13 protein-coding genes are annotated in these 12,119 nt (G+C 65.2%); 2 read left to right on the forward strand and 11 right to left on the reverse strand.

Annotated features, from left to right (window positions below; all coding sequences use genetic code 11):
* Window positions 1-14: 14 nt before the first annotated feature.
* From ntrC to dusB, 3 genes are read right to left on the reverse strand one after another with little or no spacing between them, the layout of a single operon-like run.
* Window positions 15-1,496 carry a nitrogen regulation protein NR(I) gene (gene ntrC / locus SIN08_RS10735; protein ID WP_322451571.1) on the reverse strand — a complete coding sequence of 494 codons (1,482 nt, stop codon included), beginning with the start codon at window positions 1,494-1,496 and terminating at the stop codon, window positions 15-17.
* Window positions 1,493-2,638 (reverse strand): nitrogen regulation protein NR(II), encoded by a 1,146-nt coding sequence (locus tag SIN08_RS10740; RefSeq protein ID WP_322451572.1) that lies wholly within the window; start codon window positions 2,636-2,638, stop codon window positions 1,493-1,495. Before SIN08_RS10740 ends, ntrC begins: the two co-directional genes overlap by 4 nt.
* Complete coding sequence (gene dusB, locus SIN08_RS10745) at window positions 2,635-3,666, reverse strand: tRNA dihydrouridine synthase DusB (RefSeq protein WP_322451573.1); 1,032 nt, start codon at window positions 3,664-3,666, stop codon at window positions 2,635-2,637. The genes SIN08_RS10740 and dusB overlap by 4 nt, the downstream gene beginning before the upstream one ends.
* A 125-nt stretch (window positions 3,667-3,791) precedes the next feature.
* On the opposite strand from dusB, the gene SIN08_RS10750 reads away from it, so the two are divergent.
* Window positions 3,792-5,027: a bifunctional 2-C-methyl-D-erythritol 4-phosphate cytidylyltransferase/2-C-methyl-D-erythritol 2,4-cyclodiphosphate synthase gene (locus SIN08_RS10750; RefSeq protein WP_322451574.1), complete on the forward strand. Its 1,236-nt coding sequence runs from the start codon at window positions 3,792-3,794 to the stop codon at window positions 5,025-5,027.
* An 11-nt stretch (window positions 5,028-5,038) separates the two neighbouring features.
* A complete protein-coding gene (locus SIN08_RS10755) occupies window positions 5,039-5,536 on the forward strand; it encodes a nicotinamide-nucleotide amidohydrolase family protein (RefSeq protein ID WP_322451639.1) in 498 nt (165 codons plus the stop codon).
* On the opposite strand, the gene SIN08_RS10760 is transcribed toward SIN08_RS10755, so the two are convergent.
* From SIN08_RS10760 to SIN08_RS10795, 8 genes are all read right to left on the reverse strand, one after another.
* Window positions 5,518-5,973, reverse strand: coding sequence for a type II toxin-antitoxin system RatA family toxin (locus SIN08_RS10760; protein ID WP_322451575.1), 456 nt, complete (start codon window positions 5,971-5,973; stop codon window positions 5,518-5,520). The two genes, SIN08_RS10755 and SIN08_RS10760, sit on opposite strands and share 19 nt — an antisense overlap.
* 7 nt (window positions 5,974-5,980) lie before the next feature.
* Entirely contained in the window at window positions 5,981-6,952 is a 972-nt protein-coding gene (gene lipA / locus SIN08_RS10765; protein WP_322451576.1) for a lipoyl synthase, read from the reverse strand.
* Between the two features lie 117 nt (window positions 6,953-7,069).
* Complete coding sequence (locus tag SIN08_RS10770; RefSeq protein ID WP_322451577.1) at window positions 7,070-7,318, reverse strand: GlsB/YeaQ/YmgE family stress response membrane protein; 249 nt, start codon at window positions 7,316-7,318, stop codon at window positions 7,070-7,072.
* 87 nt (window positions 7,319-7,405) lie between these two features.
* Window positions 7,406-8,869, reverse strand: coding sequence for a dihydrolipoyl dehydrogenase (gene lpdA, locus SIN08_RS10775; protein WP_322451578.1), 1,464 nt, complete (start codon window positions 8,867-8,869; stop codon window positions 7,406-7,408).
* 14 nt (window positions 8,870-8,883) lie between these two features.
* Window positions 8,884-9,486, reverse strand: coding sequence for a GNAT family N-acetyltransferase (locus SIN08_RS10780; protein WP_322451579.1), 603 nt, complete (start codon window positions 9,484-9,486; stop codon window positions 8,884-8,886).
* A gap of 10 nt (window positions 9,487-9,496) precedes the next feature.
* Window positions 9,497-10,054, reverse strand: a complete 558-nt coding sequence (locus tag SIN08_RS10785) for an HdeD family acid-resistance protein (protein ID WP_322451580.1) — start codon at window positions 10,052-10,054, stop codon at window positions 9,497-9,499.
* Window positions 10,055-10,070: 16 nt separating this feature from the next.
* A complete protein-coding gene (locus SIN08_RS10790) occupies window positions 10,071-10,709 on the reverse strand; it encodes an SGNH/GDSL hydrolase family protein (protein WP_322451581.1) in 639 nt (212 codons plus the stop codon).
* Window positions 10,710-10,748: 39 nt separating this feature from the next.
* Window positions 10,749-12,110, reverse strand: coding sequence for a pyruvate dehydrogenase complex dihydrolipoamide acetyltransferase (locus SIN08_RS10795; protein WP_322451582.1), 1,362 nt, complete (start codon window positions 12,108-12,110; stop codon window positions 10,749-10,751).
* Window positions 12,111-12,119: the final 9 nt, after the last annotated feature.

Below are 12,119 nucleotides of genomic sequence, written 5' to 3' on the forward strand. Positions count from 1 at the left end.
AGTGGAAGACTGGCTCAGTCGGGCAGGATTTCGTGCGGCGTATGCTTGGAGGCGCGATAGACGTCAACCCCCAGTTCCCGTATCTTCTTGCGCAACGTGTTTCGGTTGAGGCCAAGCAGTTCGGCCGCGCGAATCTGGTTTCCCTGAGTCGCGGCGAGTGCCGCCAGAATCAGCGGGTATTCAACCTCGCCGATAATGCGGTGATAGAGACCCGGGGGCGGCAGGGAAGAGCCGAAGCCGCTGAAATGCCGCTGCAGATACTGCTCGACCGCCTGGCCAAGGGGCAGATCGTCGGGCAGGCCTTCGTTCTGGCGTGCGTTTGCCGCTGGATGGGCTCGCAGCTCGTTGTTGATGATGTCTTCCGAGATTTCGTCCTGTGGATAGAGTGCGGCAAGGCGGCGCACGAGATTCTCGAGCTCGCGCACATTGCCGGGCCACGAATAGCGCATCATGGCTTCCAGTCCGCCTCTGGCGACGCGTTTGGCGTTCAGCCCCTCCTGCTCGGCCTGGGCGAAGAAATGGCGCACGAGGTCGGGGATGTCCTCGGCGCGCTCGCGCAGCGGCGGAAGCCGCAGCGGCACCACGTTGAGACGGTAAAACAGGTCTTCGCGAAACAGGCCCTGATTGATGAGGGCGCTGAGGTCCTTGTTGGTCGCGGCGACGATGCGCACATCCGTCTTGATGGGCGTGCGCCCGCCGACCGTTGTGTATTCGCCCTGCTGGAGTACGCGCAGCAGCCGCGTTTGCGCCTCCATGGGCATGTCGCCGATCTCGTCGAGAAAGAGCGTACCGCCCTCGGCCTGCTCGAAACGGCCGGAGGAGCGATGCTGGGCGCCGGTGAAGGCTCCCTTCTCGTGGCCGAAGAGCTCCGATTCGATCAGGTCACGCGGGATCGCCGCCATGTTGATGGCGACGAAGGGGCCGTTGCGGCGGCGGCCGAACTCGTGCAGGGCGCGCGCCACGAGTTCCTTGCCGGTTCCCGATTCGCCGTTGATCATCACGGTCAGGTCCGTCTGCATCATCCGCGCCAGCATGCGGTAGATGTCCTGCATGGCCGCCGAGCGGCCGATGAGCGGCATCGAATCGGGCGCCTCGTTGGCGACCGAATCCTGCCGGCTCGTGCGTTTCGGTTCCGCTAGGGCGCGGCCGACGATGGCCAGGAGTTCCGTCAGATCGAAGGGCTTGGGCAGATATTCGTAGGCGCCGACCTCCGAGGCGCGGATGGCCGTCATGAAAGTGTTCTGGGCACTCATGACGATGACCGGCAGGTCGGGCCGCGCCTTGCGGATGCGCGGCAGCATGTCGAAGGCGTTCTCGTCCGGCATTACCACATCCGTGATCACCAGATCCCCCTCCCCGGCGGAAACCCAGCGCCAGAGCGTGGCCGCGTTGGAGGTGACGCGCACGTGATGGCCGACCCGCGAAAGTGCCTGGTTGAGAACGGTGCGGATGGCCGCATCGTCGTCGGCCACAAGAACGGTGCCTTGTCCACTCATGCCTTTGATCCCGCTTTCTGCCGTTGCCGGGTTCCGTCCGCCTCCCCGCGCCAGGCGGGCATGAGGATGCGGAACGTGGTCCCGCGCGCGGAGGACTCGCATTCGATCACGCCGCCATGGGCGCCCACGATCTTGGCCACCAGCGCCAGGCCGAGCCCCGAACCGTTCTGCTTGGTCGTGATGAAGGGGTCGAAGATGATCGACTGGATGTCCTCGGAGACACCCGGTCCGTTGTCGTGGACACAGAATTCCATGGGCAGGGAGACGCGTTCGCTCGTGCCCGGCACGGAAAAGCGGATGCCGGGGCGAAAGGCGGTGGAGAGCCGGATCTGGCCTCCGCCCTGATTGCCGATGGCCTCCGCGGCATTCTTGATGAGATTGAGGAAAACCTGGATGAACTGATCCCGGTTGGCCAGGATGGGAGGCAGCGAGGGATCGTATTCCTCGACGATGTCGATGTCGCGCGCGAAGCCGTTCCGGGCGATCGCCTTGACGTGGTCGAGCACCACGTGGATGTTGACCGGCGCGCGGTCGACGGGCCGTTCGTCGGAAAAGACCTCCATGCGGTCGACCAGCGCGACGATGCGGTCCGTCTCCTCCGTGATCAAGCGGGCGAGCGGACGGTCCTCGTCGGAGACGACGTTTTCAAGGAGCTGTGCGGCGCCGCGAATGCCCGACAGGGGGTTCTTGATTTCGTGCGCCAGCATGGCGGCAAGTCCCGTCACCGAGCGCGCGGCCCCGCGGTGCGTCATCTGCCGGTCGATCTTGTCGGCCATCGAGCGTTCCTGGAACATCACGACCGACGCGCCGGCAGGATCGGCGACCGGCGTCACATAGATGTCGACGACCTTGTCGGGCCCGAGCCGGGGCGAGGAGATGTCGACGCGGTATTCGTTGACGGGCGCGCGGCGCTCCTGCACCTGCTCGAGCAGGCTCAGGAGAGGACTGCCGAAGGGGACGAAATCGGCCAGCCGGCTGCGCGCCAGCATGGCGGCGCTGAGACGGAAGAAGTCCTCGGCCTCCGCGTTGGCGAACGTGATGAAGCCGTCCGCGTCGACCATGATCAGAGGCCGGCCGATGGCGTCGATCACCAACTGCGCCACCTCGGCCTTGGCGAGCGGACTGGGAGCGGCAGCCTTCATGCGACGAGCCTTTCGTTGCAAACGGGGTCGGCGAAGGCCTGCCTCAGCTGTTTCAAAACCACGTCGGGATCCGTTTCCGTCAGAATGGCCCGGCGCAGCGTCACGGCGTTCTGCCCGCCGTGGCGCTCCAGATACCACCCGAGATGCTTGCGCGCATGGCGCACGCCCTGCTCGCGGCCGTAATGGACCAGCATGTCCTCATAATGCGCCTGCACGTAGCCGGTCATCTGCTCACCTTCCGGGATACCGGGTGTCGGAGTTCCCGCCGCGTGGTGAGCGAGCCGGCCGGCTTTCCACGGCGCCCCGTAGTGCGCCCGGCCGATCATGACGGCATCGGCACCGGACTGCGCCAGCATGGTTCGCGCCTCCGTCGGGCCGTCGCCGTCGCCATTGGCGACGACCGGGATGGAAACGGCATCCTTCACGCGCGCGATCGCCCGCCAGTCCGCCCTGCCCTTGTAGAACTGGCAGCGGGTGCGGCCATGGACGGTGATCATGGCGACGCCGGCCTCCTCGGCGCGGCGCGCGATCATCGGCGCGTTGAGGCAATCCTCGTCCCAGCCGAGCCGCATCTTCACCGTGACCGGCACGGGGACGGCCCCGACCACCGCCTCGATCAGCGTCAGCGCGAAATCCGGCTCGCGCATGAGCGCCGAGCCGCAATAGCCGTCCGTCACCTTCTTGGCCGGACAGCCCATGTTGATATCGACAATGTCGGCCCCCTCGCCGACGGCGATGCGCGCAGCCTCGGCCATCCAGCGCGCCTCGCGCCCGGCGATCTGGACCATGTGCACGTCGATCTCCGGACGGCGGCGGATACGGCGGGCGCTCTCCGCCCTGCCCCTGGCCAGTTCTCCGCTCGCCACCATCTCGGAGACGACGAGACCCGCGCCATGGGCATGGGCGCGCAGCCGAAACGGCAGGTCCGTGACTCCCGACATCGGCGCCAGGAGGACGCGATTGCGCAGGCTCACCGAACCGACGCGCAGGGGCTGCGAAAGCGAGGCGACAGGATTGTTGCTGCTCAAAAAGGATGCACCTTCATTCTATGCTCAATTCCTAGCCATAGTTTCTGGGTTGCGCAATGGGATTGGCGGCGGCATAGCAGAAATCCGCTGGCATTTCCCCTCGGCGCTGGTTATTCCCCGCGAACATGAATGCGCTTCTCGAACAGGACAAGGCGGCAACGAAGTGTCGGATCGCCGCGGTCATCGTGGCCGCCGGACGGGGCGAGCGCGCCGGGCAGAACGCCAGCGGGCCGAAGCAATACCGGCCGATCGGCGACAAGCCGGTGATCCGCCACACGATCGAAGCCTTCGCGCTTCATCCGCGCGTCGACGTGGTGGTGACCGCGATCCACCCGCAGGATGCCGATCTTTTCGCGGCGGCGGCGGACGGGATCCCCGGCGACCTTCGCCAGGTCGACGGCGGCGCGTCACGCCAGGAATCGACCCGCCTCGCACTGGCATCGCTGGCGGGGCTCAGCCCGGAAATCGTGGTCATTCACGATGCCGTGCGGCCGTTCGTCGACGGGGCCCTGATCGACCGGGTGGTCGACGCCGTAACGCGGGATGCAGGCGCCCTGCCCGCCGTTGCCGTCTCCGACACGCTGAAACGCTGTGGTGACGCCGACATGCGTGTGCGCGAAACCGTGCCGCGTGACGGGCTCTACGCCGCCCAGACCCCGCAAGCCTTCCCCTTCCGGGCGATCCTCGCCGCCCATGAAAAGGCGCGGGAAGCAGGCCTGGTCGCCTTCACCGACGATGCGGCCATCGCCGAATGGGCGGGCATCGCCGTCACCCTGGTGAAAGGCTCGCCCGACAACGTGAAGCTCACCTGGGCGAGCGATCTGGCGCTCGCCGATGAACGGCTGAAAGGAGTTGCGGCGCGCATGCCGGATGTCAGGACGGGCAACGGATACGACGTCCATGCCTTCGGCGCGGGAGACCACGTCATGCTGTGCGGCGTCAGGATCGATCACGACAGGACGCTGACGGGCCATTCCGACGCCGATGTCGGGCTCCATGCATTGACCGATGCACTTTTGGCCACCTGCGGCGCCGGCGACATCGGCACCCATTTCCCGCCTACCGACCCGCAGTGGAAAGGAGCGGCCTCGCGTCTCTTCGTGGAGCACGCGGTGGGGCTCGTGCGCGAGCGCGGCGGGCGCATCGCCAATGCCGATATCACGCTTATCTGCGAGGCGCCAAAGATCGGCCCGCACCGGACGGTCATGGTGGAGGCGCTCGAAAGCATGCTCGGCATTGCGCCGGAGCGCATCTCCATCAAGGCGACGACCAACGAGCGGCTAGGATTCGTCGGGAGGCAGGAAGGGATCGCGGCGCTGGCGACTGTCAGCGTCGTCTATCCGGGAAGCCTGCCGGAATGAGCGAGGGAAGAATGAGCGATACCGAGATGCTGGCGGTCAAGGTGCTGGAGGCGCTGAGACAGCGCGGCCTGAGGCTCGCCACCGCCGAATCCTGCACCGGTGGCATGATTTCCGCCGCCATCACCGATCTCGCCGGGGCCTCCGATGTATTGGAGCGCGGCTTCGTCACCTATTCCAACGCGGCGAAGGCGGAAATGCTGGGTGTGCCGCCGGAGACAATCTCCGCGCACGGTGCCGTTTCCGCCGAGACCGCGCGCGCCATGGCGGCAGGAGCGCTCGCCCATTCGCATGCCGATATCGCGGTCTCGGTCACGGGTGTCGCCGGCCCCGGTGGCGGCACGGCGGAAAAGCCGGTGGGGCTCGTCTGGTTCGGTCTGGCGGTCAAGGATAAGGAACCACGTGCCGAAAACCGGCGGTTTCTGGGCGGCGAGCGCGCCATCGTGCGCCGCGACAGCGTGACGACGGCGCTCGAACTGGTGCTCAGGACCGTTCAGGCGGACGCGCCGTAGACCGCGTTGGCGCGGCGCTCGAACGCCTCGGAAAACATGCGGAAGGCGCGGTCGAACATGGCGCCCATGACCATGCCGAGCATGCGGCTCTTGAACTCGTATTCGATGAAGAAGTGGACGTCGGTCGCATTTCCCTCGGCCGGATCGAAACGCCACCGGTTCTGCAGAAACCGGAACGGCCCGTCGATATAGCGCACGTCGATCACGTGCTCGGCGGGCCTCAGAACCACCTGGCTGGTGAAGGTCTCGCGGATGGCCTTGTAGCCGACGGTCATGTCCGCCACCAGAACCGTCACTCCTTCCCGCTCCCTGCGCGAGCGCACCGTCAGCGCTTCGCACATGGGCAGGAATTCGGGATAGGCTTCGATATCGGCTACCAGGGCGAACATCTGCTCGGGCGTATGGTTCACCCGCCGGACCGTCTCGTGCTTCGGCATGGGTATGCTAGGCCGTCCGAGCCGTCGCGAGGCGCGCCTCGCGGGCGGCCCTCAAGCGGGCGAAATCCTCGCCGGCATGATGGGAGGAGCGTGTCAGCGGGCTGGAGGAGACCATCAGGAAGCCCTTGCTGTAGGCGACCGTCTCGTAGGACTTGAACTCGTCCGGGGTGACGAACTTCTTCACCGGGTGATGCTTGCGCGTGGGTTGCAGATACTGGCCGATGGTGATGAAGTCGACGTCCGCGGAGCGCAGGTCGTCCATGAGCTGCAGCACCTCGTTGCGCTCCTCGCCGAGCCCCACCATGATGCCGGACTTGGTAAAGATCGTGGGATCGAGCTCCTTCACCCGCTGCAGGAGCCGGATGGAGTGGAAATAGCGCGCGCCCGGCCGCACGGTCAGGTAATGGGACGGCACCGTCTCCAGATTGTGGTTGAAGACGTCGGGCTTTGCGGCCACGACGACCTCGAGCGCGCCGTCCTTGCGCAGGAAGTCGGGCGTGAGGATCTCGATCGTCGTGCCCGGTGCTGCCGCGCGGATGGCATGGATGACGTCCGCGAAGTGCTGCGCGCCGCCATCCTTCAGGTCGTCGCGATCGACCGAGGTGATGACGACGTGGTTCAGCCCCATCTCGCGCACGGCCTTGCCCACGCTCGCCGGCTCGTCCGCATCCAGGGGTGCCGGAATGCCCGTGGTCACGTTGCAAAAGGCGCAGGCGCGCGTGCAGATCTCCCCCATGATCATGAAGGTGGCGTGCTTCTTGTCCCAGCATTCGCCGATATTGGGGCAGCCCGCCTCCTCGCACACGGTGACGAGCTTGTTCGACTTCACGATCTGGCGTGTTTCGAGATAACCCTTGGAAGTGGGCGCCTTCACCCGGATCCAGTCAGGCTTACGCATCACCTCCTGGTCGGGCCGGTGCGCCTTTTCGGGATGGCGCGGACGCGGCTTCGCCGAGACGGTGTCGAGAACTGTGACCATCACTTCCTCTGTTTCTCAAGCCTTCCGGCCTGCTTCCGTCTTTCACATATAGAGATTGCCGCGGATGGCAAAAGCCCGCCTGCCGATGACAGGCGGGCCCAAGGTGTGGATGTCGGTCTATCCGCGGATCAGGCGATAAAGCCAGATCAGCAGGCAAGCGCCGATAACTGCGACGACGAGTTGGCCGATAATGCCGCCAAAAGTGCTACCGATCACGGCGAACAAAATGGCATTGAGGACGACCGCGCCGACCACGCCGAGAACAATGTTGAGCAAAAGGCCGTGATCGGCCTTCATGATCTTCTCGGCGATCCAACCGGCGATACCACCGATAACGATCGTCAAAATCCAACCAAGACCCTCCATTCGAAATCTCCTGTTCTGGTTGATGATTCGCAAGAACTGCAAGAACTGTATGGCATAATCCCGCGTTGGTTGCAGCCGGGCGACTTGCTAAGCGTTGAGCGTTCGCCCGTAAGCGTCAAGCACGCTCTCCTTCATCATCTCCGAAAGGGTGGGATGTGGGAAGACGGTGTGCATGAGTTCTTCCTCCGTTGTCTCCAGGTTCATCGCCACCACGAATCCCTGGATCAGCTCCGTCACCTCGGCACCCACCATGTGGGCGCCCAGGAGTTCTCCTGTCTTCTTGTCCAGGATGGTCTTGATGAAGCCCTGGTCCTCGCCAAGCGCGATGGCCTTGCCGTTGGCGCCGAACTGAAAGCGGCCCACGCGAATCTCGCGGCCCGTCTCCTTGGCCTGTTCTTCCGTCAGTCCGACCGAGGCGACCTGGGGCTGACAGTAGGTACAGCCGGGGATCCTGTTCTTGTCGAGCGCGTGAACACCCGGAACGCCGGCGATCTTCTCCACGCAGACGACGCCCTCGTGCTCGGCTTTATGCGCCAGCATCGGCGGGCCGGCGACATCGCCAATGGCATAGATGCCGCCGACATTGGTGCGGCCATAGCCGTCGACCACGACCGTGCCGCGCTCCACCTTCACGCCGAGCGCCTCCAAGCCGAGATCTTCGACATTGCCCTGGACACCGACAGCCGAGATCAGGCGCTCGGCATCAATCGTCTCGGTCTTGCCGTCCTTTGTCTCGACATGTGCAGTGACCTTGTTCGCGCCCTTTTCCACTTTCGTCACCTTGGCTTCGGTGCGGAACTTGATCCCCTGCTTCTCCAGTTGGCGCCGGGCGAACTTAGAGACCTCGCCGTCCTCGACCGGCAGGATCTGCGGAAGCAGCTCGATGACGGTCACCTCCGCGCCCATGGTGCGGTAGAAGCTGGCGAACTCGATACCGATGGCGCCGGAACCCATGACGATGAGCGATTTCGGGATCTCCTTCGGGATCATAGCCTCGAAATAGGTCCAGATCAGCTTTTCGTCGGGCTCGATGCCGGGCAGGACGCGCGGGCGGGCACCGGTGGCGACGATGATGTTCCTGGCCTTGTAGGTGCCCTCGCCGAGCGTGTTTTTCGGCGGAGCAGGCTGCGGCTCCATGGCCTTCTTGGTCGGTTTGGAGACGACGATCTCGCCGGGCTGGTTGCCGGAGGCAGCCTTCGTCAGCTTGGCCTCGCCCCAGATGACGTCGACCTTGTTCTTCTTCATCAGGAAGCCAACGCCGCCGTTGAGCCTGGCCGAGACCTTGCGCGAGCGCTCGACGACGGCTCCCGCATCCGCCGACACCTTGCCGTCGATCTTCAGCCCGTATTCCTTGGCGTTTTCCGCGTAATGCATGATTTCGGCGGAACGCAGCAGCGCCTTGGTCGGAATGCAGCCCCAGTTGAGGCAGATCCCGCCCAGATGTTCGCGCTCCACGATCGCCGTCTTGAAGCCGAGCTGCGCGGCGCGCACCGCCGTGACGTAACCGCCCGGACCGGAGCCGATGATGATGACGTCGTAGGTTTCAGCCATTTACCCCTGCCTTTTCAATGACGTTCCATGAGGACCCACTGGTGCGGTTCACGCGTCTCGTGGATCGGGAAGGCATCCCGCCGCTCCAACTGCCGGAAGCCGAATGCTTCGTAGAGACGGAGCGCCGTCGCATTGCAGCTTTCCGCGATCAGGCTGAGTGGCCGGCCCTCCCCGCGCGAGACTTCGTGTCCGAGAAGCGCCCGGGCGATCCCCTTGCCGCGATGTGCTCGGTAGACAGCGAGGCTGTCGACAAACCAGTTACCGACGGCGCGCTGCTGCAACGCGAGCAAGGGCGCAAGTGCGGGATGCGGCGGCTCCTCCTGCAGGATGCTTTCGGGAACCCTGAAGCCGATGGAGGCTCCAACGACTTCGCCGTCGATTTCCGCGACCAACGCATTCTTCCAGCTGTCGTGGTTCCGCGCATCGCGCATGCGAAGGCGACCCCGCTCCATTGCGGTATCGACTTCGCCCCTCATGACCGCGCCGTACCAGAGCCAGGACGCGAAGCCGTGCGCGGCGATATCCACCAGGATCGCCAGTTCGGCGGCATGCCGCTGCGCCGCGGACCGGATGCTCACCCCACTCGCCAATGCCACGGCCTCGGTGTCCTTCTCCATGGCGCGCGCCCTACCCCCGGCCTGCCGAGCGCAACCCGAGCGCGATCAGCACAAGGAAGATGCCGTTGGACAGAAGCTCGACGGCAAGGAGGATGCCCAGGACCGCCGACGCCGACCACGGCATCTCGGCGAGGATCATGGCGCCGAGGATTACGGACAGGATGCCCGAGGCAAGAACCCAGCCCCAGCCGGACAGCGGCCGCAGGGTGAAGGCGTACATGGTCTTTACGGCTCCCAGCACGATGAAGATGATCGCCACCAGAACCGTCAGCGAGATGATGCCCTCCATCGGCCTGAAGAGCAGCGAAAGGCCGATCGCCAGGGTCAGCGCGCCGAGCAGGAGGGACCACAGGAAAACGGACCAGTTGCCGCGCAGGCGAAACGCCTGGATGATCTGCAATGCGCCGAAAAGCGTGAAGGCCCACGCGGCAAGAAGCGCGGCGGTCATCGTCGCCGCGAACGGATTTGCCAAGGCGAGCACACCGCCGATCAGGGAAATTGCGCCGAGTAAAGCAAGCCAGCCCCATGAGGCGCGCAGGGGTGAATGTCGTGTCGAGTAATCGGCCACCTTCTTCCCTCCTCCTTCAGCTTTCCAGGATGTCCCGGACCACCGGTTCAAGTGCTGCGCCGACGGCACGCGTATTCTGTGCATCGAGGTGAACGCCGTCGAGCGCGGTCGTCCGCGCGACCGCCCCCGCATCGAAGAACGCGCAGCCGGTCTCCTTTGCCACTTGCGCATAAAGCGGTGCGAGCTTCGCCGATTCGGCGATGCCGCCATCGAACATCGCCGCGAAATCGGGATCGTCGGTCGCGCAAAGCGGCGGCGGCGCGACCAGAAGGATTGAAGGCGGCGGGGCGTCGAGGGGGTAGTCGTGGCCGCGAACGATGTCGACCAGCCGCTGCATGCCCTGCCTCGCACCGATGGCGCGACCGCAGACGAACGGCTTCATGTCGTTCGACCCTAGGAGAATGACGACGAGATCGAGAGGCGCGTGGGTGGTGAGCAAGGCGGGCAGAAGCCGGGCGCCGTTCCTGTCCGCGCCCGACAGCCAGTCGTCATAGGCCGTGGTACGGCCATTGAGCCCCTCGGGGATGACCTGCGCCGTGCCGTCGAGCTTCGCCTGAAGGACCGACGGCCAGCGATCCTCGTAAGCGTGGCGACCGGGGCCTTCGGCATCGTAGCCCCAGGTCAGGGAGTCACCGTAGCAGAGAATGGTCTTCATGGCAGAGCCCCTCTCCAACACCCCTCCCCCGTGGGAGCTTTAGACCAGCATCGCAAACGGGTTCTCGACCAGGCGCTTGAAGGCGGCGATCAGTTCCGCTCCGAGCGCGCCGTCGATCGCACGATGGTCGGCGGAAAGCGTCACCGACATGATGGTGGCCGGTTTGATTTCGCCGTCCTTCACCACGGCCCGCTGCTCGCCCGCACCCACAGCCAGGATCGTCGCGTGCGGCGGATTGATCACCGCCGCGAAATCCTTGATCCCGTACATACCGAGATTGGAAACTGCCGTCGTCCCACCCTGGTATTCGTGTGGCTTCAACTTGCGATTGCGCGCGCGCTCGGCGAGATCCTTCGTCTCGTTGGAGATGGCAGAAAGCGTCTTCTCGTCGGCGCGCCGCACCACCGGCGTGATCAGCCCGCCGGGAAGAGCGACTGCCACGCCGACATCGGCGTGCTTGTGCTTGACCATGGCACTTTCCGTCCACGAGACGTTGGCTTCCGGCACTGCTTTCAGCGCCATCGCCATGGCCTTGATGATCAGGTCGTTGACAGACAGCTTATAGGCTGTCTTGTCGCCGTCCTCGCCCTTCACTATCGGTGCGGCATCGTTGAGTTGCTTGCGCAATGCCAATAGCGCGTCGATCTCGCAGTCGAGTGTAAGATAGTAATGCGGGATCGTGCTCTTGGCCTCCACAAGGCGATGCGCGATGGTTTTGCGCATCGAATCGTGGGGAACCAGATCGTAGGTGCCTTCCTCGAAGAGGCCGAGCACCTGCTCGTCGGACATCGGCTTCGGCGCGGGTGCCTCCGGCGCGCGGGCGGCAGGCGCCTTAGCCGTACCCTCCTCGATCGCCGCCTCGACATCGGCCTTCACCACCCGACCGCGCGGGCCCGAGCCTGAGATGGCGGCGAGATCGACGCCGGCGTCCTTGGCGATGCGGCGGGCGAGCGGCGAGGCGAATATGCGATTGCCGCTGTCCTTGCTCGGCGAGGCAGCGCGCGGCGCTTCGGCCTGCCCGGCGGCACCGTCGGGTTTCGGCTTCGCCGGCTCGGCTGGCGCCTCTTCCTTCTGCGGCTTCTCGGCCTTTTCCTCCGGCGCCTTTGCTTGAGGGGCCGGGGTGGAGTCCACCGCCTTGGCGGCTTCGGAGACGTCCTCGCCCTCGCCGGCAAGCACGGCGATCAGCGCGTTGACCTTCACGCCCTCGGTCCCTTCCGGCACGACGAGCTTGGCGACGGTCCCCTCGTCGACGGCTTCCACTTCCATGGTCGCCTTGTCGGTCTCGATCTCGGCGATGACATCGCCGGCAGAGACGTTGTCGCCTTCCTTGACCAGCCACTTGGCGAGGTTGCCCTCCTCCATGGTCGGCGAGAGGGCAGGCATGGTGACTTGTATCGGCATGGGCTCCCT

This window comes from Chelativorans sp. M5D2P16 (assembly GCF_034427935.1).
GTDB lineage: Bacteria > Pseudomonadota > Alphaproteobacteria > Rhizobiales > Rhizobiaceae > Chelativorans.